The sequence below is a fragment of the Streptomyces sp. NPDC006463 genome (assembly GCF_042870715.1).
Lineage (GTDB): Bacteria > Actinomycetota > Actinomycetes > Streptomycetales > Streptomycetaceae > Streptomyces.
This window is the reverse complement of sequence record NZ_JBIAHP010000026.1, coordinates 1-25,066: the sequence shown is the minus strand read 5'-3', so window position 1 is coordinate 25,066 and position 25,066 is coordinate 1. Positions and strand designations below refer to the sequence as shown.

Here is a 25,066-nt window from a genome sequence, read left to right as displayed (position 1 = left end):
CCGCTACCCCTTCCGCCCGGCCAGGAACTCCGCGAACGTGACCCGGCCCGCCGCGTGGGAGGGCGCCAGGTTGCCGCCGCGCCGGAAGCCCTCGTACGCCTTGCCCCACAGCGGCAGGGGGACCACCCGGCGGCGGCGCCCCGTCGCCGCGAGGTAGACCCGGCCCAGCTCCGGCAGGGTGCGGATCTCCGGGCCGCCCATGTCCGGGACGCGGCCCGCCGGGGCCGGGACGGCCAGTCCCGCCAGGCGGTGCGCCACCTCCTCGACCGCGATCGGCTGCACCCGGACCCCGTTCGGCAGCGGCACGACCGGAAGCTTCGCCGCCATGCCCACCACCTGCGCCACCAGGTCGTGGAACTGGGTCGTGCGCAGGATGGTGACGCCCAGCCCGGACTCCTCCAGCATCCGCTCCACCTTCAGCTTCATCCGGTAGTAGCCGAGGGGGACCACGTCCACGCCGACGATCGAGATGTAGACGATGTTCGTGACGGTCCCCGTCCGCCGGGCCGCCTCGATCAGGTGTCCGGCGGCCACCTCGTCGCCCTTGCCCCCGCCGCGCGTGTTGCTCGCGCAGTGCACGACGACCTCCGCGCCCGCCATGGCCGCGGCCAGCCCGCTGCCGTCCCGCAGGTCGACCGGGTGGTCCGGGGAGTGGCGGCTCAGTACGCGGACCTCGTGGCCCGCTTCCCGGAGGCGGGTGACGACGAGCGCGCCGAGGGTTCCGGTGCCTCCGGTGACGAGGATGGTGCTCATGGGGTCCTGCCCTTCGCTGGAGATGTTGTCCTCACCAGCAAAGACCGGACAGTCCTCGGAAACGTGACATCCGCCGCCGAACGGGTCCGGTCCGCGAGGACCCGCGGCCGTCCGCGCCCGGGGCCACGTGCGAGGACCCGGTGGCCGCCGGGCCACCGGGTCCTCACGTCTTCACTTCGCGCACGTCACCCAGCGGGTGTCAGCAGGCGCCCTGGTCCTTCCAGACGCCCCATTCACCCGTAGTGCCGGGCTCCTCGTTCTGCGTCCACCACTGGGCCTTCCAGTAGTGGCCCTTGTGGGAGACGACGTTTCCGCTGTTGTAGATCTGACCCGCCACGTACGCGGGGCCGGTGCAGGCACCGCCCGTCGGAGGCGTGGTGGTCGGGGGCGGCGTGGTCGGCGGAGTCGTGGTGGGCGGTGTGGTCGGCGGCGTGGTGCTGCCCGGCTGCACCACCGTGACGCCGCGCGCCAGGTCCCCGGCGAGCGCGTAGGTCGTACCGGAGATGTTCACCGTCCAGTTGGAGGGTGTGGAGACCGGCAGGTAGTAGTTGAACGCCAGGTCGACCGAGGCGCCCGGGGCCAGCGTCTGCCAGGCCGGGAGCTTGAGGGACACCCGGTGGAAGTCGCCCTTCAGGCCGCCGACGTTGCTGCCGGTGTGGTCGCTCTTGATCACTTTGGTGTCGAAGCCCGACTGGTCGGAGGCGTTGGCCGGGGCCGAGGTCGAGTAGTCGAACTGGAACTCCGTGCCGCCCGGCAGCGTCGTCTGGGTGTTGTTGGTGATCTTGAGCTTCGGGGTGATCGGGTAGTTGGAGTCGCCCAGCTTGAACTCGGTGAACTCCGTCTTGATGTCCACGGCCTGCGCCGGCAGCGCGGCGTTCGACTTCTTGGCGCCGTACGGGGCGGCCGCCTTGAACTTGTCGTACATCAGCGAGGTGAGCGTGGAGCCCATCTCGTACTGGCCCTTCGCGGCGTTCCAGCCGTAGTCGCCGGCCATCTCCCAGACCATGGTGCCGCCGATGCCGCGGTCCACCACGTAGTCGGCCTTGGCCGCCACCGACTGCTCGTCCTCGGTGGACAGGAAGACCTTCTTCTGTGCGTTCCACAGCCACGGCGCGACCAGCGTCGCGTCGTACTTGCGGGCGTAGGTGCCGGTCAGCGTGGTGTTCGCCGGGAAGCCGTACGAGGTGACGTAGTCGCCGACGATCCCCTTCTCCAGGTTCTTGGCGTGCCACATCGGGTTGGAACCGGCCGGCGCCTCGACGCCGTTGGTGTCCTTGTCGTGCCACAGGTTGTCGATGCCGACGGCGCCGTCACCGCACTTGGTCAGGCCCGCGCCCGCCGGGCAGGTGGTCGCGGGGGCCCTGCCCCACAGGCCGTCGGTACCGCCCTGCACGTTCTTGTGGCCGCGCGTGTAGTACGGCAGGCCGATGTTGATGCGGCCGGCCGGCATGGAGCCGCGGAAGTAGTGGTAGGCCCAGTCGGTGTTGAGGTAGCCGATGCCGCCGTACTGGGAGCTGCCGTAGACGTTCGCGGCGGCCAGCTCGGCGTCCTTGCCGTCGTCGAAGAGCGAGGCGTTCGGGCCGGCGAACTCGTTCCAGGCCCCGTGCAGGTCGTAGGACATGATGTTGACGTAGTCCAGGTACTTCTGCATCTGGAAGGTCTCCATGCCCCGCAGGAGGTAGCCGGAGGAGGGTGCGGCGACCGTGAGCAGGTAGTGCTTGCCGTCGGTGGCGCCGGCCCGGTCGAGCTTCTCGCGCAGGCTCTTCATCAGGGCGTCGTAGCCCTTGACGAGGCCGGCCCGGCGGGCGTTGGAGAGCTGCCAGTCCAGCGGGTTGCCCGCGTCCTTCATGGTGGTCGGGTACTCGTAGTCGATGTCGACGCCGTTGAACCCGTACTTGCGGATGAACTCGACCGAGGAGTCCGCGAACGTGTCGATGCCGGCCTGGTTGACCGAGCCGTCGGCGTTGGTGGCCATCGAGTAGAAGCCGCCGGAGGCGACGCGGTTGCCGTCGTCGCCGAAGTAGCCGCCGGTCTCGGCCCAGCCACCGACCGAGATCAGCGTCTTGACGTTCGGGTACTGCTTCTTGAACTTGGTCAGCTGGTTGAAGTGGCCCTTGTACGGGAGGGCCGGGTCCATCTCGGCACCCGCGACGCCCGGCCAGGTCATTCCGGTGGCGGCGTTGTTCGCGCCGTCCGCGCCGACGGAGATCTTGTTGTCGCCGCCCACGTGGGCGAAGGCGTAGTTCAAATGGGTGACCTTGGACCACGGGACGTTGTTGGCGAGGTAGGCGGGGGTGCCGTCCTTGCCGGTGCGCCAGCCGGTGAAGTAGCCGATGACGCGACGCTGGTGGTCGGCGCCCATCTTCTCGCGGCCTTCGGTGTCGTACACCGAGCAGTACGGGACGTCGACACCGGCCGTCTTGTACAGCCCGTCGGGGCGACAGCTCTCGTTGTCGGCGGCGTGCGAGACGCCCGCCGAGAGTCCGCCGACCAGCAGTCCGGCGATTGCGGCGCCGGATGCCAGGAGCATCGCTCTCGTACGTGTGGGGGACGGCATGGTGCCTCCTGGGGAGGGGAGGATGGCAGGACACGGCAGCAGCAACAGGCAGAAGGACAGCTGTGGTTGGCCCGTGACGTGCGCACATCTGACGGGCCGTTCCCGGGGAAGACGAGGGGAACGTTAAGAGGACTAGACCAACCCGTCAATAGGTCTGGACCAAAGCGCCGGCGGAAGCGGGGGCGGCGTACAGGTGGGGTGCGCGTGGCGCAATACGTTCGCTCAAGAACGGCTGTCTTGTGACCCAGGCCACAGCACTTCACCCGCATGGCCGCCGATCGCCCGTGGCAGACTGGCTTCAGTACCAGTAAGCAGCGCACTCCGGGGTCGGTGTAATTCCGAACCGGCGGTTATAGTCCGCGACCCGTCCGCAGCCAGCGGCCGGTTGACCAGGTGAGATTCCTGGACCGACGGTTAAAGTCCGGATGGGAGGCAGTGCGCGGCGGGCCAGTGACCGGTACGCCGCCGTCGGCGGTTCGTCGGCATATCCCTGCGGATATGTCTGACCGGACCGTTTTTCCGGCCTCGGCGTCCCCGTGTGCGCTGTACCGCTTCATCTGTCGTATCCCGACAGGCCCCGGAGTCCGTGCCCGATGAGGCAGGAGGACCCGGTGGCGACACACGCAGCGCACGCGGCACCCGACGCGGACACCCGTGCCATGCGCCGAGCCGTCGAACTCGCCGCCCGCGGACTCGGCTCCACCAGCCCCAACCCCGTCGTCGGCTGCGTCGTCACCGACGCCGCGGGCACCGTCGTCGGCGAAGGCTGGCACGAGCGGGCCGGCGGCCCGCACGCCGAGGTCCACGCGCTGCGCGCGGCGGGCGGGGCCGCCCGGGGCGGCACCGCGTACGTCACCCTGGAACCCTGCAACCACACCGGCCGCACCGGCCCCTGCGCCCGCGCCCTCGTCGAGGCCGGGATCACCCGCGTGGTCTACGCCGTCCCCGACCCGAACCCGCAGGCCAGCGGTGGCGCCGCCACCCTGCGCACCGCCGGGGTCGACACCACGGCCGGGCTGCTGCGGGAGGAGGCCGAGGCCGGCAACGCCGCCTGGCTGACCTCCGTACGCCTGGGGCGGCCGCACGTCACCTGGAAGTACGCCGCCACCCTCGACGGCCGCAGCGCCGCCGCGGACGGCAGCAGCCGCTGGATCACCTCCGCCGAGTCCCGCGGCGACGTCCACCGGCTGCGCGCCGAGAGCGACGCCGTCCTGGTGGGCGGCGGCACCCTGCGCGCCGACGACCCGCACCTCGCCGTACGCGGCATCGACGGCGCCACGCAACCGCTGCGGATCGCCCTCGACACCCGCGCCACGGTCCTGCCCACCGCCCGCATCCTCGACGGCGCCGCGCCCACCCTGCTCGTCGTCGGCGAGGACGCCGACACCCGGCACCTGCCCGGCGTCGAGCTGCTCCGGCTGCCCCTGCACGACGGCCGCATCGGCGTGCACGACCTCCTCGCCCACCTGAACCTCCGCGGCGTGCGTTCCGTCCTGCTGGAAGGCGGGCCCGTCCTGGCCGGAGCCTTCCTCGAGGGCGGAGCCGTCGACCGCGTCATCGGCTACATCGCCCCGGCCCTGCTCGGCGCGGGCCCCGCGGCCCTCGCCGACGCCGGAATCAAGAACATCTCCGGTGCGTTGCGCCTCGACATCACCGAGGCCGTCCGCATCGGCCCCGATCTCCGCATCACCGCAGTCCCCGTCACCGCCACCGTCACCGCCACCAAGGAGCACTGAAGTGTTCACCGGAATCGTCGAAGAACTGGGCGAGGTCGCCGCCGTCGAGCAGCTCGCGGAGGCCTCCCGCTTCCGTCTGCGCGGCCCCCTCGTCACCGAGGGCGCCAAGCACGGCGACTCCATCGCCGTCAACGGCGTCTGCCTGACCGTCGTGGAGACCGCCGACGGCGAGTTCACCGCCGACGTGATGCAGGAGACCCTGAACCGCTCCAGCCTCGGCGCCCTGGCCGAGGGCTCCCGCGTCAACCTGGAGCGCCCGATGGCGCTCGGCGGGCGGCTCGGCGGCCACCTGGTCCAGGGGCACGTGGACGGCACCGGCACGATCCTCTCCCGGACGCCCTCGGAGCACTGGGAGATCGTCAAGATCGCACTTCCGGAGAACCTTTCGCGGTACGTCGTCGAGAAGGGCTCCATCACGGTCGACGGCGTCAGCCTCACCGTGGTCGAGGCCGCCGCCGACTGGTTCACCATCAGCCTCATCCCCACGACCCTCGCGCTGACCACGCTCGGCATCAAGCAGAGCGGCGACCCGGTCAACCTGGAGGTCGACGTCCTCGCCAAGTACGTCGAACGCCTGCTGGCCGCCGGCGTGAACCCGCTGCACGCGACGGGGGACGACCGGTGAGCGCCCTGACCTGGCTCAACACGGAGGCGTTCACCGTCTTCGGTCAGAAGGTCATCTGGTCCGACATGATCGGCAACCTGATGGGCCTGGCCGCCCTCGCCCTCGGCTGGCGCCGCTCCATATGGACCTGGCCCGCCCAGCTCCTGTCCGGCCTGATCCTCATCGCCGCCTACGCCTCCGCCCACCTCTCCGGCGGCGTCGGCAAGCAACTGCTGGTCATCGGCGTGGCGGTGTGGGGCTGGCGCGCCTGGCAGCTCGGCAAGCAGCAGGCGCAGGACGGCTCCATCGCCGTGCGCACCGCCACCTGGAAGGAGCGCGGCCTGCTCCTCGCCGGAGCGGCGCTGGGCACCCTCGCCGTCGGCGGCCTCTTCACCCTCTTCCCGCACCTGTCCTGGAGCCCGTGGGCCGACGCGTACATCTTCGTCGGCACCATCGTCGCGATGGTCGCCCAGGCCCGCGGCCTCGTCGAGTTCTGGTTCGCCTGGCTCCTCGTCGACCTGGTCGGCGTACCCCTCGCCTTCAACAACGGCCTGGCCTTCTCCGGCCTCGTCTACGTCGTGTACTTCGCCCTCGTGCTGTGGGGCGCCTACGACTGGTACCAGCGCTCGCGCACCACCACCGCCCCGGCCATGGAAGGAGCAACGGCATGACCACCCTCAAGCCCGTGCCCGACATCCCCGAAGAGACCTTCCGCCTCGACCCCGTCGAGCAGGCCATCCGCGACATCGCGGCGGGCCGCCCGATCGTCGTCGTCGACGACGAGGACCGCGAGAACGAGGGGGACCTCGTCATCGCCGCCGAGAAGGCCACTCCCGAGATCATCGCCTTCATGATGAGCGAGTGCCGGGGCCTGATCTGCGCCCCCATGGAGGGCCCCGAGCTGGACCGGCTCGAACTCCCCCAGATGGTCCAGAACAACACCGAGTCCATGCAGACGGCCTTCACCGTCTCCGTCGACGCCACCGCTGCCCACGGCGTCACCACCGGCATCTCGGCCGCCGACCGCGCCACCACCCTGCGGCTGCTCGCGGGCGGCGTCTCCCAGCCCGCCGACTTCGTCCGCCCCGGCCACGTCTTCCCGCTCCGGGCCAAGCCCGGCGGCGTGCTGGTCCGCAACGGCCACACCGAGGCCGCCGTCGACCTCGCCCGCCTCGCGGGCCTACGCCCGGTCGGCGCCATCGTCGAGATCGCCGGCGAGGACGGCGTCATGCTGCGCCTGCCGGAGCTGATCCCCTTCGCCCGCAAGCACGGTCTGACGATCATCTCCATCGAGGACCTGATCGCCTACCGCCGCTCCGCCGAGCCGACCGTGCGCCGCGAGGCCGAGGTCAGCCTGCCGACCGCCTTCGGCGACTTCACCGCGTACGGCTACCGCTCCACCGTCGACGGGGTCGAGCACGTCGCCCTCGTCCACGGCGAGATCGGCGCCGGCGGCGGGGTCGAGGACGTCCTGGTCCGGATGCACTCCGAGTGCCTGACGGGCGACATCTTCGCCTCCCAGCGCTGCGACTGCGGCCCCCAGCTGCACGCTTCCATGGAGCGGATCAAGGCCGAGGGCCGCGGAGTCGTCGTCTACCTGCGCGGCCACGAGGGCCGCGGCATCGGACTGCTGTCCAAGCTGCGCGCGTACGAGCTCCAGGAGCGCGGCCGCGACACCCTCGACGCCAACCTGGAGCTCGGCCTGCCCGCCGACGCCCGCGACTACGGAGCCGGCGCGCAGATCCTCGCCGACCTCGGCGTGCGCAGCGTCCGGCTGCTGACCAACAACCCCGACAAGTCCGCCGCCCTCGTACAGCACGGCATCACGGTCACCGGCCGGGAGTCGATGCCCGTGGAGGCCGGCGAGCACAACCTGCGGTACCTGCGCACCAAGCGGGACCGGATGGGCCATGACCTGCCCTGGCTGGAGGGGGCCGTGACCACCTCCGCCTGCGGCAACCAGTAACCGAACACCCGAACACCCGGCACACGAGAACACCCACACGAACCACCGAGGAGCAGAGCTGTGAGCGGCAAGGGCGCACCCGAACTGAGCGTGAAGAACTGCGGAGACCTCCGAGTCGCCGTGATCGCGGCCCAGTGGCACGAGAAGGTCATGGACGGGCTGGTCGACGGCGCCCTGCGGGCCCTGCACGAGCTGGGCATCGACGAGCCCACGCTGCTGCGCGTCCCCGGCAGCTTCGAGCTCCCCGTCGTGGCGAAGGTACTCGCCGGTCGCGGTTACGATGCCATCGTCGCCCTCGGTGTGGTCATCCGCGGCGGCACCCCGCACTTCGACTACGTCTGCCAGGGCGTCACCCAAGGCCTGGTGCAGGTGTCGATCGACACCGGAGTCCCCGTCGGCTTCGGTGTTCTGACCTGCGACAACGACGAGCAGGCGCTGGACCGCGCCGGGCTCGAAGGGTCGAATGAGGACAAGGGGCACGAAGCGGTCACCGCCGCCGTCTCCACCGCCATGACCCTGCGGACCGTCAGCGAACCCTGGCGCTGAGTGGCGTAAGGGAACCCCGTATTCTGAGGACCATCATGGCGAACGAATCCCTCAAGACCTTCGAAGAGCTCTTCACCGAGCTCCAGGCCAAGGCCAACGGCGACCCCAGCACCTCCCGTACCGCCGAGCTCGTCGGCAAGGGTGTCCATGCCATCGGCAAGAAGGTCGTCGAGGAGGCCGCCGAGGTCTGGATGGCCGCCGAGTACGAGGGCAAGGAAGCCGCCGCCGAGGAGATCTCCCAGCTGCTCTACCACGTCCAGGTGATGATGGTGGCGCGCGGGATCTCCCTCGACGACGTCTACTCCCACCTCTGATCCCCGGTACGTACACCCGCCCGTATCCACGCACATCCACGCATCAAAGGAAGCCCCATGCTGCGCATCGCCGTCCCCAACAAGGGTTCACTCTCCGGACCGGCGTCGGCGATGCTCCATGAGGCCGGCTACCGGATGCGCAAGGAGTCCAAGGAGCTCGTGGTCGTCGACCCCGAGAACGGGGTCGAGTTCTTCTACCTCCGCCCCAAGGACATCGCGATCTACGTCTCCTCGGGCAAGCTCGACATCGGCATCACCGGCCGCGACCTGCTGCTCGACTCCGGCGCCAGCGCCGAGGAGATCCTGCCGCTGAACTTCGGCCGCTCCACCTTCCGCTACGCCACCCTCCCCGGCACCGCGAAGGGCCCCGAGGACTTCCACGGGATGACCATCGCGACCTCGTACGAGGGAATCGTCGCCAAGCACCTCGCGGAGAAGGGCATCGACGCCTCCGTCGTCCACCTCGACGGCGCGGTCGAGACCGCCATCCAGCTCGGCGTCGCCCAGATCATCGCGGACGTCGTCGAGACCGGCACCAGCCTGCGCAACGCGGGCCTGGAGGTGATCGGCGAGCCGATCCTCACCTCCGAGGCCGTCGTCATCCGCGGCAACGGCACCGACGCCGACAACCCGCAGGCCCAGCAGTTCCTGCGCCGCCTCCAGGGCGTCCTGGTGGCCCGCAGCTACGTGATGATGGACTACGACTGCCGCGCCGAGCACCTGGAGCGCGCGGTCGCCCTCACCCCGGGCCTGGAGTCGCCGACCGTCTCCCCCCTGCACAACGAGGGCTGGGTCGCGGTCCGTGCCATGGTCCCGGCCAAGGAGGCCCAGCGGATCATGGACGACCTGTACGAGCTCGGCGCGCGCGCGATCCTCACCACGTCCATCCACGCCTGCCGGCTCTGACCCCCACGCGACCCCCAGAAGGCACCCACACGCATGACCGAGCCCGCCGCCCAGCCCGTACCGCCCGCCCTGCCGGTCACCTTCCGGCCGACCCGCACCCGGGCCGTCCTGCTGAGCGCCGGGCTCGCCATGTTCCTCACCATCACGGCGGTCGCCTTCCTGCTGGAGAACCTCAGCACGGGGGAACGGATCAGCTTCGTCTTCACCGCCGTCCTGCTGAGCTCCGTCCCCGTCCTGCTCAGCCGTCCCAAGGTGGTCGCGGACGAAGCCGGGGTCACCGTCGTCAACCTGACCACCACCCGCCGGCTGGAGTGGGCGCAGATCCTGCGCGTCAACCTCCGCCCCGGCGACCCGTGGGTGTTCCTCGACCTCAGCGACGGCACCAGCCTGCCCGCCCTCGGCATCCAGCCGGGCGTCGCCAAGGCCCAGGCGATCGGCGACGCCCGCGCCCTGCGCGCCCTCGCCGAAACCCGGGGAACAGGCGCGCACGACCACTGAGTCCACCGAGTCTCGTGGCTGCGTACCGTTGCGGCCGCGATCTCAATGACTACCCTGGTGACGGGGCGCAGCCATGCGCCCTCCCACTTGCCCCGGGGCCCCCGGGTCCTGCGGGTCACCTGCGACTTGAGGAGTGACTCCCTCCAGCAATGGACGGATCGTCCGGTAATATCCGCGCCGCCCTCCCCACGGAGGCGGCGGCATGACCATCCCGCTACTCCTGCTTGCGGCGGCTTTCGTTCTGATCCTCGCCAACGGCTTCTTCGTGGCAGCCGAATTCGGGCTCGTCACGGTGGAGAAGCCCGAGGCCGAGCGCGCCGCAGCCGACGGTGACCGCCGTGCCCGCACGGTGGTCGAGGCCCTGCGAGAGCTGTCCTTCCAGCTCTCCGGCACCCAGCTCGGCATCACCATCACCTCCCTCGTGGTCGGCATGCTCGCCGAGCCCGCCCTCGCCGCACTGCTGGCCGGGCCGCTCGCCGCGACCGGCCTCCCCGGGGGAGCCGCGTCCGGCGTCTCCGTGGTCATCGGCATGCTGCTCGCCTCCGCCGTCCAGATGGTCGTCGGCGAGCTCGTCCCGAAGAACTGGGCCGTCTCGCGGCCGCTCCAGGTGGCCCGCTTCGTCGCCGGCCCCCAGAACGCCTTCTCCCGTGCCTTCCGGCCGGTCATCGCCGGTCTCAACGCCGTCGCCAACCGCCTCGTGCGGGCGCTCGGCGTGGAGCCGACCGACGAGATGGCCTCCGCCCGCACGCCCGGCGAACTGGTCTCCCTGGTCCGCCATTCGGCCCAGGCCGGCGCCCTCGAACAGGACACCGCCGACCTCTTCGTACGGACCCTCTCGCTGGGCGAGCTCACGGCCCAGCACGTCATGACCCCCCGGGTGAAGGTCAGTGCCCTGATGAACACGGCCACCGCGGCCGACGTGCTCAACCTGACCCGAGCCACCGGCCTGTCCCGTTTCCCCGTGTACCGCGACCGCATCGACGAGATCACCGGCGTGGTCCACCTCAAGGACGCCCTCGCCGTCCCCGAGTCCGATCGCGGCCGCACCACCGTGGCGCGGATCTGCGTCGCCCCGCTGCTGGTGCCCGGCTCCCTGCCGGTGCAGCCGCTGCTGGAACGGTTGCGCAGCGAACAGCCGATGGCCGTGGTCGTCGACGAGTACGGCGGCACCGCCGGTGTGGTCACCCTGGAGGACATCGTGGAGGAACTCGTCGGAGAGGTCCGCGACGAGCACGACCTCGCCGAGGACGAGGGCCCCGAACTGGCCGCCGTACCCGCAGAGGACGGCCGCCCCTCCTGGGAGGCCGACGGCAGCTGCCGGGTGCAGGCCCTGCGCCGGATAGGCCTGGAGGTGCCCGACGGCCCGTACGAGACCGTCGCCGGCCTCGTCGCCGACCTCCTCGGCCGGATCCCCGCCCCCGGGGACCGGGCGGAGCTGCCAGGCTGGCGGCTGTCCGTCCGTCAGGTCGGCCGCAACCGCGCGGAACGGGTCCGGCTGGTCCGGCTGACACCGGTCCCCGCCGCCGGTCCGCACGGCTCCGGCTCCGGCCACGCCGTCCCGGCGCGGCTCGGCGCGAGCCGCGCCGGCGAACCGGCCCCGCATCCGGCAGAGCTGGAAGGCGCCACCCGATGAACGCGCTCCAGCTCCTCTTCGCCCTGCTGCTGGTCCTAGCCAACGGCTTCTTCGTCGGCGCCGAGTTCGCACTCGTCTCCGTACGGCGCAGCCAGATCGAGCCCCTGGCGGCCGGATCCAAGCGGGCCCGGCAGGTGCTCCACGGCCTGGAGAACCTGCCCCGCATGATGGCCGCCGCGCAGTTCGGCATCACCATGTGCTCGCTCACCCTCGGCGCGGTCGCCGAACCCACCGTGGCCCGGCTGCTGGAGCCCGTCTTCCACGCCGTCCACGTACCGCAGGGCCTGATCCACCCCCTCGGCTACGCGTTCGCGCTCGCCGCCGTGGTCTTCCTGCACCTGGTCATCGGCGAGATGGTCCCCAAGAACCTCGCCATGGCCGCCCCCGAGAAGACCGCCCTGTGGTTCAGCCCCGGCCTGGTGGCCTTCGCCCGCCTGTGCGGGCCGGTCACCACCGCGCTCGGCGCCTGCGCCAAGCTCGTCCTGCGGCTCTTCAAGGTCGAGCCCAAGGACGAGGTCGAGGCCGTCTACACCAGCGCCCAGCTCGGCAGGCTGCTCAAGGACTCCCGGCAGGCCGGGCTCCTGGAGCCGGTCGAGCAGGAGCGCCTGGAGGACGCCCTGGAACTGGGCAGCCGCCCGGTCACCGACGTGCTCCTCGACCGGGACCGCATCGTCACGGTCGATCCCTCGGTCACCCCGCGCCAGATCGAGCGGCTGACGGTGCGCACCGGGTACTCCCGGTTCCCCGTCCGCTCCGCCAGCGGTGCCTTCATGGGCTACCTGCACGTCAAGGACGTACTGGACCTGGAAGACCGGGAGCGGGCCGTGCCCCAGCGGGTCTGGCGCCGGATGACCACCCTGTCCGCCACCCTCCCGCTCGACGACGCGCTCAGCGTCATGCGGCGGGACGCCACCCACCTCGCCCAGGTCGCGGACGCGTCCGGGCGGGTGCTCGGCCTGGTCGCCATGGAGGACGTCCTGGAGATGCTGGTCGGCGAGGTCCGCGACCCGGCCCACCGCACGCCCCCGCCGGCCCGCCGGCCCGAGCTCCGCTCGGAGGGCGCCCTGACCGGCTGACGCCGTCGCCGGACCCGCCGTACGACGGGTCCGGCGGCCGCCGCCGTCACAGCGACGGCGGCTCCGGGCGCTCCTGGGGGCCGCGCCCCGACAGGACCTCCCCGTACGCCTGCATCAGGTCCGGCAGCCGCAGCGTCGCCAGGTCGTCGCGGGAGGGCTCGCCCGCGAAGCCCGCCAGCCGCAGGTCCCGGTAGGCGCAGCTCTTCTCGTACAGGGTGCGCAGGAAGCGGCCGTTGCCGAGCTCGTCGATCCAGCCTTGCTCCACCACGTGGGCGCTGATGCTGCGCAGCTCCTCCAGCGCCTCCTCGTCCCAGCCGTCCCCGTTCGCTTCCGCCAGCACCCCGCCGATCGCGGTCAGTTCCGGCGGCCGGTAGCTGGGGAAGTCCACCCGGGAGGTGAACCGCGAGGACAGCCCCGGATTCGCCGCCAGCAGCCGGTCCATCCCGGCCGGATAGCCCGCCAGGATCACCACCAGGTGGTCCCGGTTGTCCTCGGCGCGCTTCAGGAGCACCTGGAGGGCCTCGTCCCCGTACGCGTCACCCTTGCTGTAGCCCGAGTTGGACAGGCTGTACGCCTCGTCCACGAACAGCACCCCGCCGATCGCCGAATCGATCAGCTCGTTCGCCTTCACCGCGGTCTGGCCGAGGAACTCGCCCACCAGATCGGAGCGCTGGGCCTCCACCAGGTGGTCGCCGCCCAGCAGGCCCAGCGCGTAGAAGACCCGGCCCAGGATCCGGGCCACCGTCGTCTTGCCCGTGCCCGAGGGGCCGGAGAACACGAAATGCCGTTTCGGCGGCTGAACCGGCAGTCCCTGCCCCGCCCGCAGCCGTGCCATGTGCAACTGCGCGGAGAGCGCCTTCACCTGCCGTTTGACCGGCTCCAGCCCCACCATCCGCTCCAGCTCCGCCAGCGCCTCGGCGAGCGCGTCCGGGTCGGGCGGCCCGGCCGGCAGGCCCGCGGGCGCGCCCTGCGGCGGGACGGACACCTTGCGCCGTACCCCCTCCGCCCGGCCCGTGGGGGGCGGCGGACCGGTCAGCGGGTCCGGCTCGACCTGGCCGTCCGCCGCGATGTCCTGGACGGGCCCGCCGCCCAGCGCCACCGCCGCGAAGTTCCCGCCCGCCGGAGACGGGCCGTGGCCGCCGTAGCTCCCGAACCCGGAATACCCGGCCGCCCCGTCGGCCATACCGGCCATGCCGTCGGTGTCGTCGCCGTCCTCGATGGCCGTCAGCCGGGCCGCCGTGTCCATGAACGCCGGGTCCACCCGGTGCACCGCCCGGTACAGCGGCAGCGCCGCCGCACTGCGCCCGGTGCCCTCGTGCGCCCGCGCCAGCCAGTACCGCAGCTCCTTGCGCTGCGGCTGCTCGCTCCGGCACCGCATCAGCGCCGCCGACAGCATCGGCTCCGCCTGGCCGTACATCTCCAGCCGGACCCGCGCCATCCCGCCGAACAGCCCCGCCTCGATGCCCAGCAGCGGATCGTCCACCAGCGGCTCGGTGTGCCGCACCAACTGCTCCCAGTCCTTGACCAGGTAGGCCCGGCAGGCGTGCAGGAAGCGCACCTGCGGATCGGTGTCCACCGGAGGCAGCGCGGCCAGCGCCTGGTCCAGCTCGGGCACGTGGCGGCCGTCCAGCCAGTGCGAGGCGTGGGCCAGCAGCAGGTCCCGCCGGCTCTCCAGCACCGGCTGCACCCACCAGCCCAGCCAGTACCAGGAATTCAGCGTCCGGCGGTGCCGGGCCCGCTGTTCGCCGAAGCGGTCCCGGTGCGCGTACATGCGCAATAACGCGTTGGTGGTGTCGACCCGCAGCGCGTGCAGGCCCAGCCAGGCGTCGGCCATCGCGGGATCGAGTCGTACGGCCGCCCGGAACTCCTCCTCGGCCTGCGGATAGGCGCCCATGGTGCAGGCGTCGACTCCGCGCAGCCAGGCGAGTTCGGCCGGGGCGTGTGTGCTGCCCGGCGTGCCGAAATCCATCACGTCCCCCACAAGCCAGCCCCCGTGGTGCGCGGCAACCCCCGCTTCGAGCGCGCGAGTTGCCCACTGCGCCGATGAAATCAGGGCTGCATCGTACCTGCGGTTTCGCACCTTACGTAGGGCGCGACGGGCCCGGTTCCCGTGTGCGCCCCGACAGTACCCGGTGACTCAGGGTGAAGGAGGTGTCCGCGCCGGCGGAGTCCGAGGGCAGAACGAAGCCCCCGATCACGGGGGAACAACCGGGGGCTTCGTGTCCGCGGCAGCCGCGAAGGCCGCGCATTGAGAACGTACGACCGTTTCGGGCCCCAGGTCAAGCGGGTCGGTGGAGGCCCGGCGGAGCGGAATTCCGGGGCCGCCCAGGCCCGGGGGAGTCCGTCACCTTCGGTGACCGAAGAGCTGATTCACGCCGTCGCACCGGTCCCGGAAGACCACTCGTATCCCGTACTGCTCTGGCGTACCAGGGTGTCGGCGAAGGGGCGCGAAGGGTCATCCGAGAAGTGCGCGAGCTCCGCGCGCTCCCATCCGTCCCAGAAGTCGGAAAGGTCATGTCCGTCCCGGTTTCGCCCACGCCCCCAGGACTGCTCGCGCGGCGTCTCCATCCACAGCAGCCGCGCCAGATGCGGGCGCAGCGCCCGCCGGCCGGCCCCGACTCCCTCGACGAGCAGCACCGGCGCCGGCTCCAGCAGCCGCCCCGGGCCGAAGCGGCGCTCCGCCCAGTCGTACGGGGCCCAGTGCGCGGGCCGCCCGGCGGCCAGCGGCTCCAGCACCTGCGCGCGCAGCCGCTGCTGCCAGCCGAACAGCTCCTCATGGGTGGCCACGTCGTCCAGGTGCAGCACGGGCGCGTCACCGAGCGCCCCGGCGAGCCGGTCCGCGAAGGTGCTCTTGCCGGACCCGGCGTGCCCGTCGATCCCGATCAACCGCACCGGGCCGAGGGAGGGGGGCAGTGCCTCCAGTTCCCGCGCGAGTGACTCAAGTGACTGGTGTGGCTCCACCCGACCAGCGTAGGACAGGCGCTCCGGAGGACCGACACGACCGGTGGCTTCGCCGCCGGGCCGACGGGAACTGGAAGGGTGAGCCCATCGAAGCACCGACCCACCCTGGGGGAACCTCGCGATGACCGCACCCACACCGCGCAGGGCCGTACTCGTCGCCGCACTGGCGGTCGCCACCGCGGCCACCGCCACCACCGTCTCCGGCGGCAGCGCCACGGCCGCCGCCCCCGCGGCTCCGCGGGGTGGGGGCCGCACCGTCGACAACCGGTTCTGGTTCTCGTACGACCACTGGAAGGCCGGAGTCCACCAGGGAACCACCGCCGTCGGCGGCGCCCGGGCCGGCCTGCAGATCGCGACCGCCGCGGGCCGCACCGAGTACGCCGACCCGCACACCGGGAAGAAGAGCACCTGGGAGTACGCCACCTGGACCTCCCCGGTGCACCGCTCCGCCGTGCCCGCCACCGAGGCCGTCGCCTCCTGGAACGCCCGCACTCCCGCCGGCACCTGGATCCAGACCGAACTGCGCGGCACCTACAACGACGGCACCGCCAGCCCCTGGTACGTCATGGGCCGCTGGGCCTCCGGGGACGGCGACATCCGCCGCACCTCCGTGGACGGCCAGACCGACGGCAGGTCCACCGTCTGGACCGACACCCTGGCCGTCGACGCCCCGGCGGCGGGCCTGCGCATCACCGACTGGCAGCTGCGCCTGACCCTGTACCGCAGGCCCGGCGCCGACCGCGGACCCACCGTCCGGCTGGCCGGCGCCATGCTCTCCGACGTCCCGGACCGGTTCACCGTGCCGGCCTCCCCGCCCTCCGGCCAGGCCCACGAGCTGAAGGTCCCGCGCTACTCGCAGGAGGTCCACACCGGGCGCTACCCCGAGTACGACAACGGGGGCGAGGCCTGGTGCAGCCCCACCTCTTCCCAGATGGTCATCGAGTTCTGGGGCCGCAGAGCCGCCGCCACCTCGCTGGGCTGGGTCGACCCGAAGTACTCCGACCCGCAGGTGTGCCACGCCGCGCGATCCACCTACGACGCCGCCTACAAGGGTTGCGGCAACTGGCCCTTCAACGCCGCCTACGCGGCCACCTACCCCGGGCTCGCCGGGGTCGTCACCCGCCTCACCTCCCTCGCCGAACTGGAGACCCTGGTCCGGGCGGGCATCCCCGCCATCACCTCACAGTCCTTCCGCCCCGAGGAATTGACCGGCGCCGGATACGGCACAGCGGGCCACCTGATGACCGTCATCGGCTTCACGGCCGCCGGTGACGTCGTCGCCAACGACCCCAACTCGCCCGACAACGCCTCCGTCCGCCGCGTCTACCGGCGCCGCGAGTTCGAGAACATCTGGCTGCGCACCAGGCGTCACAATGCGGCCGGCAAGGTCGTATCGGGCACCGGAGGCGTCTGCTACCTCTACGCCCCGGCCGCACCGGGCCCGGCTCAGGCCGCGGCACTGCTGGCGGTGGGGGTGCTCTGAAATTCACCTTTGACCTGCCGGCCTGAATGGGCGGAACATTATGGGGTAAATGGGAGATAAAGGCTTCTCAAGGAGAGGCGGCCAACCATGACCACCCATTCGAGCATCGAGCACCACCCCGACCTCGCAGAGATGCGCACGCGCTTCGAGCGGGTGACCACCACCCCCGCGGCGCAGGCCGTGGAGGCAATGGCCCTGGTCACGGGCCTGTACCTGGCCGCCTCGCCGTGGATCGCGGGGTTCGGCATCCTCCTTCTGCCGCTGGCCATCAACAACCTGATCACGGGCCTGGCGTACTGCCTGTGCATGGGCGGTCTGGGTTCTGCGTACGAGCGCACCCATGCGATGGCGTGGACGGCGGTCGCCCTCGGTGCGTGGACGATCATCGCCCCGTGGGCCATCGCCGGCGAGATGGACACGACCCGCACGGTGGTCAACAACGTGATCACCGGCGCCGTGGCCCTGTGCCTCGGCCTCGCGATGGCGGCGATGGCGGGCCGCAACCGCGAGACACGCGTCTGACCGGGACGCCGGAAGGGCACGCCCGCCGGGCCCCAGCCGCACCGCACATGCCGGGGCGGCCGGGGCCCGGTGGCGTGACCCGCGCCACGAGTGACCATCGTCTCTACCGCGAAAGCCGCGAACGCTGGCACATTGGACACCATGACCGCCAACAGCGCCGCCCCCGCCGCCCGTGTCCGAAACCTCGTCCGCACCGGCGGGCCCAAGGACGATTCCTCCTGGCTGGAGCACGTGCTCGGCTGGACGCTCGTGGTCGTGGTCGCCATGTTCGTCACCCAGCTCGGCTGGCTGTAACCGCTCTCCCGCCCCACCTCTTCGCGCGCCCGTCACGTTCCTCGTGGCGGGCGTTTTCGCGTTCCCGCGCCGCCACGTCGGCGCGCCGGATTGACGGAACTGGATCACCCCTGCACTATTCCACTAACCAGTTAGTGGAACGAGGTGGAGGACATGGAGTTCCGCGTCGACCGGCGCAGCGGTGTCGCCACCTATCTACAGCTCGTCACCCAGGTCAAGCAGGCCCTTCGGCTCGGCGTACTGGAGCCCGGCGACCGGCTGCCCACGGCCAGGGAGGTGGTCGAGGCCACCGCGATCAACCCGAACACCGTGCTCAAGGCGTACCGGGAGCTGGAGCGCGAAGGGCTCGTCGAGCCGCGTCCCGGCGCGGGCACCTTCGTACGCCGCTCCCTGTCCCGACCCGAGGCCGCCGCCGACTCGCCGCTCCGCCTGGACCTGGCGGCCTGGATGGCCCGGGCACGCGAGGCCGGCCTGGACCGTGAGGACATCACGGCCCTGATCGCCGCCGCCGTGGACGAAAGCTTCACCGCACCCGAACCCGGACCGGGACCCGGACCGTACTCCGGATCCCCCGGCAGAGAGGACACCACGTGAGCGACCCGACCGTCGCTACGGCACTCCAGGCGACGCGGCTGGGAAGGGAGTTCCGCGGCCGCAGCGCCCTGAGGGACTGCGATCTCGTCCTGCCCGCCGGGCGCGTCACCGCGCTCGTCGGCCCCAACGGCGCCGGCAAGAGCACCCTGCTCCAGCTCGCGGCCGGCCTGCAGCGCCCCACCACCGGGCGCATAAGCGTCTTCGGCCACACCCCGGGATCCCGCGCGGCCCGCGAACGCACGGCCTTCCTCGCCCAGGAGAAGCCGCTCCACCCGCGGTTCACCGTCGAGGACACCCTGCGCCTGGGCCGCGAACTGAACCGCCGCTGGGACCAGGCCGCCGCCGAACGCCTCGTACGGGCCGCAGGCATCTCCCTCTCCAGCCGCGTCGGCTCCCTCTCCGGCGGGAACCGCACCCGCGTCGCCCTGGCGCTCACCCTCGGCAAACGCGCCCGCCTCCTGCTCCTGGACGAGCCGCTCGCCGACCTCGACCCGGTGGCCCGGCACGACGTCACGGCCCTGCTCATGGCCGAGGCCGCCGACCGCGGCGTCACCATCGTCATGTCCTCGCACGTCCTGTCCGAGCTGGAGGACGTCTGCGATCACGTCCTGCTCCTCAAGGACGGCGCCGTACGCCTCGCCGGCGACGCCCAGGAGCTCTGCGCCGCGCACACCCGGCTCACCGGCCGCGCGGACCCGTTCGAAACCGACGGCCTGCCCCGAGAGTTCGACCGGGACACCGTCGTGCACGCCGTCACCGCCGGCCGTCAGATCACCGCCCTCGTCCGAGGCCCCGTACGCGGCCCCGTCCCGGGCGGCGAAGAGCGCTGGATCAGCGAAACCCCCTCCCTGGAGGACCTGTTGCTCGCCCACCTGCGCGCCCCGGGCGCCCCGCGCACCGACCGTACGGAGGCGGCCGCGTGAAGGGCGTCCTGTGGCTGGCCTGGCGCCAGCAGCGACTGATGATCGGCGTCGGCACCGTGCTCCTCCTGGCCGTCACGGCCTGGGTCGCGTACCGGCGCTCCGAGACGATGACCGAGATCGACGCCTACGGCTTCGTCCCCTGCAAGGGCTGGAACGGCGGGTGCGAAAGCCTGGGCAGCTTCGCGGTCCTGAACGGCAGCACCGACGCGATCAGAGCCCTCGGCACCCTCGGCCTCGCCCTCCCCGCCCTCATCGGCGCGTTCTGGGGCGCCCCGCTGCTGGGCCGCGAGATGGAGACCGGCACCTTCAAACTCGCGCTCACCCAGGGCGTCAGTGGCCGCCGCTGGTTCGCCGCCCGCTTCGGCCTCGCCGCGGTCTTCGCCGTGATCGCCTCCCTCCAGATCGCCGCGCTCGTCGCCTGGTGGTGGTCGCCCGTCTCCAACACCCTGGACGGCCTCTACTGGTACGACGCCTACATCTACAACGCGACCGGACCCGCCTCCGTGGCCTGCGCCCTCTTCGGCCTCGCCGCCGGCACGGCCGTCGGCCTGCTGGTCCGCCGCACCCTGCCCGCCATGGCCGTGACCATCGCCGTGATCGGCACGACGACCGTACTCACCAGGCTCCTGCGGACCGGCTGGATCGACCCCGAGACGCGGATCACCCCGGGCATGACGCCCAAGAAGAGGGTCGGCAGCGCCTGGTCCACCGGGGAATTCGGCTACCTCACCCCCGACGGGCGGGAACACGACATCAACACCCCCGTCTGCCAGACCTCCGGCGAGGAGCTCCGGCAGTGCATGGAGCAGCACGACTTCGTCGCCCGCTACCACAAGGTCTATCCCAGCAGCGACTTCTGGACCTTCCAGTGGATCGAGACCGCGCTCTACCTGGGCGTCGCCGCCGCACTGGTGGCCCTGGTCCTGTACGTCCTGCGCCGCCCCACCGCGACGGCGCGCGCCGCCGCGACCGTCACCACCACCACCGCGGCCGTCACCGCGCCCGCCGGAGTCTGACCGTCCGGACCCTTCTCGCCCGCCACCCACAGGGGAACCCTCATGGCCACGAAGAAGAACCTTCACGCCGACCGCACCAGCGTCACCCACAAGGTCCGCTACGCGCTGAGCAACCCGACCCGCATCGCCCCCTACGTACGCCGCGCCGCCCGCGACGCCTGGCTGCGCCACAAGCACCCCGACCACGTGGGCTACTACCGCGCCGTCATGGCCTCCGACACCAGCCGCAACCCCGAGGCCGCCGTCGGCAGCCAGACCCACGAACGCTGGCTGGCCCTGGGCCGGATGCAGTTCGACTACCTGGTCGAGCACGGCCTCACGCCCGCCCACCGCATGCTCGACATCGGCTGCGGAAACCTGCGGGCCGGCTGGCGCTTCATCGAACACCTCGACACCGGCCACTACTACGGCATCGACATCTCGCCCGACATCCTCATCTCCGCCAAGGAGACCCTGACCAGACAGGGTCTCCAGGCCAAGCTGCCGCACCTGACCATCACCCGGGACCTCACCCTGGACTTCCTGCCCGAGCGCCACTTCGACGTCGTGCACGCCCACAGCGTCTTCTCCCACTCGCCGATCGAGATCATCGACGAGTGCTTCGCACACGTGGAGCGCGTACTGGCCCCGGGCGGCTGGTTCGACTTCACCTTCGACCGCACCGAGGGCACCGAGCACCAGGTACTGCGCGAGGACTTCTACTACCGCACCCGGACCCTGGTGGACCTCGCCGCGAAGCACGGCCTCACCGCCCGCTTCATGGACGACTGGGAGCGGCTCGGACACGGCCAGTCCAAGATCCGCGTCACCGTCGGCTGACTCCGCCCGGACCGGTGCCGGGCCGGGTCCGCCCGGCCTGCGCCGGTCCGGGATCCCCGCCGCGTCCGTTCGCGGGGGAAGTGCTGCCATACTTCAGGCGTCTTGTGGCAGTTCGAGGCTAGGGCCGAATTTGAACAATAGTCAACAGCGTGGTGCGACCCTGCGTTCGCAGGTCCGCAGGGCCGAACTCATAGCGACCGGACGCAAGTTGTTCGCCGACACCTCGTACGACGCACTGTCCATGGACGACATCGCCAAGCAGGCGGGCGTCGCCAAGGGGCTCATCTACTACTACTTCAAGAGCAAGCGCGGCTACTACCTCGCCATCGTCGAGGACTCGGTCGCCGAGCTCGTCGCCCGCGCCGGCGGGGACACCGAGCTCCCCGGCGCCGAACGGGTCCGGCGGACCATCGACGGCTACCTCTCCTACGCCGAGCACCACCACGCCGCGTACCGCACCATCGTCACCGGTGGCGTCGGCTCCGACGCCGAGGTGCTGGCCATCCGCGACGCAGTCCGCGAGGAGCTGGTCGCCACCATCGCCGAAGGCGCGTACGGGCGCCGCACGCTCCCGCAGATCGCCCGGCTCGCCCTCGTGGGATGGCTTTCCTCGGTCGAGGGGATCACCCTGGAATGGATCGGCGGCCTCGCCGCGGACGCGGCCGGCCGGCCGGGCCGCGCCGAACTGGGCGCCCTGCTCGTACGCCAGCTGCGCGCGACGCTGACCGTCATCGAGGAGTTCGTCCCGGAGTGCCCGGCACCTCCCGCCCCCGAAGAGCCGTCCGAACAGCTTGGTGATCTTGCCCCGGTGACGGGAAGCCCCTGATCGGGCATACTCAAGCCGCCGCAGCCGCTGAACAGGCCCTTCCGTGATCCGGAGGGCAGCATCGGCTGTGAGAGTACCGAGACCCGGCGTCGCGTCCCACACCTCACGCGCCGCCGCCGTGCCCGACCAGGGAGGAGAGCGCCGCCATGACAGACCGCGCCCCGCAGCCGGTGGACCGTCAGCTGCCCACCGAGGAGTCCCGGGACCTCCTCGCCCTCGTACGTGAGATCGCCCAGCGGGAGATCCGCCCCGTGGCCGCCGAGGAGGAGGACTCCGGGCGCTTCCCCCGCGAGATCTTCACGCTGCTGTCGGAGGCCGGGCTGCTCGGCCTCCCGTACCCCGGCGAATACGGCGGCGGCGAGCAGCCCTACGAGGTCTACCTCCAGGTCCTGGAGGAGCTGGCCGCGGCCCGCCTGACCGTCGGCCTCGGGGTCAGCGTGCACTCCCTGGCCTGCCACGGCCTGGCCGGCTACGGCACCAAGGAGCAGCAGGGCGCCCACCTGCCCGCGATGCTCGGTGGCGGCCTGCTGGGCGCGTACGCCCTCTCCGAGCCGGCCGCGGGTTCCGACGCCGCCTCGCTCACCACCAAGGCGGTGCGCGACGGCGACGACTGGATCATCACCGGCACCAAGGCGTGGATCACCCACGGTGGCGTCGCCGACTTCTACACCGTCCTCGCCCGCACCGGCGCCGAGGGCCCCAAGGGCATCACGGCCTTCCTGGTCCCCGGCAACGCGGACGGCCTGACCGCGGCCGTGCCCGAGAAGAAGATGGGCATGAAGGGCTCGCCCACGGCCCAGCTCCACTTCGACGGGGTACGGGTGCCGGACTCGCGCCGCATCGGCGAGGAGGGGCAGGGCTTCACCATCGCCCTGGCCGCACTCGACGCGGGGCGCCTGGGCATCGCCGCCTGCGCCATCGGCGTCGCCCAGGCGGCGCTGGACGAGGCACTGGTGTACGCGCTGGACCGCAAGCAGTTCGGGCACCCGATCGCGGACTTCCAGGGGCTGCGCTTCATGCTGGCCGACATGGCCACCAAGATCGAGGCGGGCCGGGCGCTGTACCTCGCCGCGGCGCGGCTGCGGGACGCGGGCAAGCCGTTCTCCCGGCAGGCCGCCATGGCCAAGCTGTTCTGCACCGACGCGGCGATGGCGGTCACCACGGACGCGGTCCAGGTCCTGGGCGGCTACGGCTACACCGCGGACTTCCCGGTGGAGCGGCTGATGCGGGAGGCGAAGGTCCTCCAGATCGTCGAGGGCACCAACCAGATCCAGCGCATGGTCATCGCCCGCCACCTGGCGGGTCCGGAAACGCGCTAGCTGCGGGAGCCCCGGGGGTGCCTGCGGGTGCCTGCGGGAGCCTAGGGGTGCTGGGCGGGTGCCGGGCGGGTCTCCATCTTGCACCTGGACGGGCGGCGGCGCGGCTCGCGCTCCGGGTCAGTTCCCGAACAACGGGCCGCTGGGCCAGATCGGGGAGGTGCTGATCCGGGACCACTCCGGGTCCCGCCGCCCCGGCACGGTCCGGCCGTCCTCCGCCCAGCGGGCGATCAGCGCGCTGTAGATGGGCGGATCGGGATGCCGCTGCCGGGATCCCTGCTGAACCGATTCTTCGTAACCGGGCGGCGTCGGCCGCCGACGGCGTCCCGTCCGTGGCGTGGAAGTCTCAACCGTGGTCATGCCGGACCAACGCGGCATGCCGCCCACGAGTAATCGCCTCCCCATCCCGGGGATCCGTTCGAGGGGTCCCCGGGAAGCTGGCTGGGCGGGAGCGGGGGTGTGGGGCGGGAGCGGGGGTGTGGGGCGGGGGCTGGGCTTCGGGGGGCGGGATGTCCGCTGGGCGGCGTCGGGGAGGCGGGGCGGTGGCTTCGGGAGTCGGGGCCTCAACCGGGCGGCGTCAGGGACGTGGGGCGGGAGCACGGCGGGGTGTAGTCCTTGGGCGGTGTCAGGGGCGTGGGGCAGGGTCATGGTGGGCTGCCACCCCCGGACCGAATCAGGGACGTGGTCGGTGGCTTCGGGCGGGTTGTTGCCCTTGGGCGGGATCAGAGTGGGGCTGGGGGTTTCCCGTCCGTCCCATCGTCTTCCGGGCCGGGCCGGTCCCTCAAGGGCGCTCCTTCGTCGCGTCGCTGCGCGATGGCCTTCGGCCACCCTTGACCGACCGGCCCGACCCGGAAAGTTCGAGGACAGACGGGAACCCCCCAAAAGAACGGTCACCGGTGTTCGTGTCCAGGGCCGGGTCCATCAGGGATGCGGATGCCCGTTCCCACGAGGGGTCAGCCAGGCCGCATCACCGAGCCCGGCCAGGGTCGGGGGCGCGGCCACGGTCCTACCCGCACCGGGCGGCGCCCAGAAGCCCCTCGGGGTCGGGGGGCGCCCCCAATCGCTACGCGCTCCTCATGTCTCGGCGTCCGGCGGCCGTCCGGGGCTGGGAATAGGCCGCCACGGATCGCTATGTGGCTGGGGTGGGTGGGCGGGGATCGGCCCGGCATGTGGCTGGGCATGGGCCGCCTCGGGGGGTGCGTGTGGGCGCGCTTGGCTGGCGTCTGCGGGCTGCCGGAAGCGCCCCATCAGCGCGAGACGGGGGCGTCTGCGGTCGTCTGCGGGCGGTCGTGGGCGCGGAATGCGGTCTGGTGGGTGGGAATCCGGTCTGGTGGAGTGTGGTGCCGGATTTTTCGGGCTCTCGCTCCGGGAAGTGATCCACTAGCCCTCAACTCGCCGCCAAATAGGGACAAACGACCCGCAGTCGCGTGCCGGTGGGCGTATGTGGGGATCGTGGGCGGCTTATGTCCGGCCCCGGACGGCCGTCGGACGCTGAGAGGTGAGGAGCGCGTAGCGATCTGACGCGCATGCCCCGCCTGGCCGACCCCGGTGGGCTTCTGGGCGCTGCCCGGTGCGGGCTGGCTCGGGGAAACGGGGCCCTGCGTCACTGATGTCCCTCGGTGCCCTCCCGTCCCCCGTGACCGTTCTTTTGGGGGGTTCCCGTCTGTCCTCGAAGTTTCCGGGTCGGGCCGGTCGGTCAAGGGTGGCCGAAGGCCATCGCGCA

Annotated in this window: 22 protein-coding genes, 1 pseudogene and 1 riboswitch; of the genes and pseudogenes, 19 read left to right on the top strand and 4 right to left on the bottom strand. The window is 71.7% G+C overall.

Annotation, left to right across the window (positions count from 1 at the left end; genetic code table 11):
* Positions 1–3: 3 nt before the first annotated feature.
* Together ACFYOB_RS34210 and ACFYOB_RS34205 are read right to left on the bottom strand one after the other, a co-directional pair.
* Positions 4–753 (bottom strand): SDR family oxidoreductase, encoded by a 750-nt coding sequence (locus ACFYOB_RS34210; protein WP_388566892.1) that lies wholly within the window; start codon positions 751–753, stop codon positions 4–6.
* Between the two features lie 199 nt (positions 754–952).
* Entirely contained in the window at positions 953–3,310 is a 2,358-nt protein-coding gene (locus tag ACFYOB_RS34205; protein WP_388566889.1) for a chitinase C-terminal domain-containing protein, read from the bottom strand.
* Between the two features lie 312 nt (positions 3,311–3,622).
* Positions 3,623–3,753: riboswitch (FMN riboswitch) on the top strand.
* Positions 3,754–3,903: 150 nt separating this feature from the next.
* On the opposite strand from ACFYOB_RS34205, the gene ribD reads away from it, so the two are divergent.
* The 10 genes from ribD (at position 3,904) to ACFYOB_RS34155 (ending at position 12,589) form a co-directional block, all read left to right on the top strand.
* On the top strand, positions 3,904–5,046 hold the full coding sequence (gene ribD / locus ACFYOB_RS34200) for a bifunctional diaminohydroxyphosphoribosylaminopyrimidine deaminase/5-amino-6-(5-phosphoribosylamino)uracil reductase RibD (RefSeq protein ID WP_388566886.1): 1,143 nt from the start codon (positions 3,904–3,906) through the stop codon (positions 5,044–5,046).
* Between the two features lies 1 nt (position 5,047).
* Positions 5,048–5,671: a riboflavin synthase gene (locus ACFYOB_RS34195; protein ID WP_388566884.1), complete on the top strand. Its 624-nt coding sequence runs from the start codon at positions 5,048–5,050 to the stop codon at positions 5,669–5,671.
* The gene (locus ACFYOB_RS34190; RefSeq protein ID WP_388566881.1) at positions 5,668–6,321 is read left to right on the top strand and encodes a nicotinamide riboside transporter PnuC; all 654 of its coding nucleotides are present in this window, start codon (positions 5,668–5,670) and stop codon (positions 6,319–6,321) included. Before ACFYOB_RS34195 ends, ACFYOB_RS34190 begins: the two co-directional genes overlap by 4 nt.
* Entirely contained in the window at positions 6,318–7,616 is a 1,299-nt protein-coding gene (locus ACFYOB_RS34185) for a bifunctional 3,4-dihydroxy-2-butanone-4-phosphate synthase/GTP cyclohydrolase II (RefSeq protein ID WP_388566878.1), read from the top strand. Before ACFYOB_RS34190 ends, ACFYOB_RS34185 begins: the two co-directional genes overlap by 4 nt.
* Positions 7,617–7,676: 60 nt before the next feature.
* A complete protein-coding gene (ribH, locus tag ACFYOB_RS34180; RefSeq protein WP_007262951.1) occupies positions 7,677–8,162 on the top strand; it encodes a 6,7-dimethyl-8-ribityllumazine synthase in 486 nt (161 codons plus the stop codon).
* 35 nt (positions 8,163–8,197) lie between these two features.
* Positions 8,198–8,476: a phosphoribosyl-ATP diphosphatase gene (locus ACFYOB_RS34175; RefSeq protein ID WP_328924628.1), complete on the top strand. Its 279-nt coding sequence runs from the start codon at positions 8,198–8,200 to the stop codon at positions 8,474–8,476.
* Between the two features lie 57 nt (positions 8,477–8,533).
* Positions 8,534–9,382: an ATP phosphoribosyltransferase gene (gene hisG / locus ACFYOB_RS34170; protein WP_388566874.1), complete on the top strand. Its 849-nt coding sequence runs from the start codon at positions 8,534–8,536 to the stop codon at positions 9,380–9,382.
* Between the two features lie 33 nt (positions 9,383–9,415).
* Positions 9,416–9,880, top strand: a complete 465-nt coding sequence (locus ACFYOB_RS34165) for a PH domain-containing protein (RefSeq protein ID WP_388566872.1) — start codon at positions 9,416–9,418, stop codon at positions 9,878–9,880.
* Between the two features lie 202 nt (positions 9,881–10,082).
* Positions 10,083–11,513 (top strand): hemolysin family protein, encoded by a 1,431-nt coding sequence (locus tag ACFYOB_RS34160; protein WP_388566869.1) that lies wholly within the window; start codon positions 10,083–10,085, stop codon positions 11,511–11,513.
* On the top strand, positions 11,510–12,589 hold the full coding sequence (locus ACFYOB_RS34155; RefSeq protein ID WP_388566867.1) for a hemolysin family protein: 1,080 nt from the start codon (positions 11,510–11,512) through the stop codon (positions 12,587–12,589). The genes ACFYOB_RS34160 and ACFYOB_RS34155 overlap by 4 nt, the downstream gene beginning before the upstream one ends.
* Positions 12,590–12,635: 46 nt before the next feature.
* Here ACFYOB_RS34155 and ACFYOB_RS34150 read toward each other — a convergent pair whose 3' ends face one another.
* Both ACFYOB_RS34150 and ACFYOB_RS34145 read right to left on the bottom strand, forming a co-directional pair.
* A complete protein-coding gene (locus ACFYOB_RS34150; RefSeq protein ID WP_388566864.1) occupies positions 12,636–14,558 on the bottom strand; it encodes an AAA family ATPase in 1,923 nt (640 codons plus the stop codon).
* A 401-nt stretch (positions 14,559–14,959) separates the two neighbouring features.
* Entirely contained in the window at positions 14,960–15,550 is a 591-nt protein-coding gene (locus ACFYOB_RS34145) for a uridine kinase (protein ID WP_388566861.1), read from the bottom strand.
* 121 nt (positions 15,551–15,671) lie between these two features.
* Here ACFYOB_RS34145 and ACFYOB_RS34140 point away from each other — a divergent pair, with 121 nt between their 5' ends.
* The 9 genes and pseudogenes from ACFYOB_RS34140 to ACFYOB_RS34100 all read left to right on the top strand — a co-directional run bounded on the left by ACFYOB_RS34140 (position 15,672) and on the right by ACFYOB_RS34100 (position 23,346).
* Positions 15,672–17,033 (top strand): peptidase C39 family protein, encoded by a 1,362-nt coding sequence (locus tag ACFYOB_RS34140; RefSeq protein ID WP_388566858.1) that lies wholly within the window; start codon positions 15,672–15,674, stop codon positions 17,031–17,033.
* Between the two features lie 87 nt (positions 17,034–17,120).
* The gene (locus ACFYOB_RS34135) at positions 17,121–17,555 is read left to right on the top strand and encodes an SPW repeat protein (protein ID WP_376680769.1); all 435 of its coding nucleotides are present in this window, start codon (positions 17,121–17,123) and stop codon (positions 17,553–17,555) included.
* A gap of 141 nt (positions 17,556–17,696) precedes the next feature.
* Positions 17,697–17,849: an SCO1431 family membrane protein gene (locus ACFYOB_RS34130; protein ID WP_388566856.1), complete on the top strand. Its 153-nt coding sequence runs from the start codon at positions 17,697–17,699 to the stop codon at positions 17,847–17,849.
* 153 nt (positions 17,850–18,002) lie between these two features.
* The gene (locus ACFYOB_RS34125; protein ID WP_388566853.1) at positions 18,003–18,443 is read left to right on the top strand and encodes a GntR family transcriptional regulator; all 441 of its coding nucleotides are present in this window, start codon (positions 18,003–18,005) and stop codon (positions 18,441–18,443) included.
* A gap of 98 nt (positions 18,444–18,541) precedes the next feature.
* A pseudogene (locus ACFYOB_RS34120) lies at positions 18,542–19,366 on the top strand (ABC transporter ATP-binding protein); the annotation flags it as partial.
* Positions 19,363–20,382: an ABC transporter permease subunit gene (locus ACFYOB_RS34115; protein ID WP_388566852.1), complete on the top strand. Its 1,020-nt coding sequence runs from the start codon at positions 19,363–19,365 to the stop codon at positions 20,380–20,382. The pseudogene ACFYOB_RS34120 and the gene ACFYOB_RS34115, both read left to right, overlap by 4 nt.
* Positions 20,383–20,424: 42 nt before the next feature.
* Complete coding sequence (locus ACFYOB_RS34110) at positions 20,425–21,201, top strand: class I SAM-dependent methyltransferase (RefSeq protein ID WP_388566849.1); 777 nt, start codon at positions 20,425–20,427, stop codon at positions 21,199–21,201.
* Between the two features lie 130 nt (positions 21,202–21,331).
* Positions 21,332–22,027, top strand: coding sequence for a TetR/AcrR family transcriptional regulator (locus ACFYOB_RS34105; RefSeq protein ID WP_388566846.1), 696 nt, complete (start codon positions 21,332–21,334; stop codon positions 22,025–22,027).
* A 146-nt stretch (positions 22,028–22,173) separates the two neighbouring features.
* Positions 22,174–23,346 (top strand): acyl-CoA dehydrogenase family protein, encoded by a 1,173-nt coding sequence (locus tag ACFYOB_RS34100; RefSeq protein WP_388566844.1) that lies wholly within the window; start codon positions 22,174–22,176, stop codon positions 23,344–23,346.
* Positions 23,347–25,066 lie beyond the last annotated feature (1,720 nt).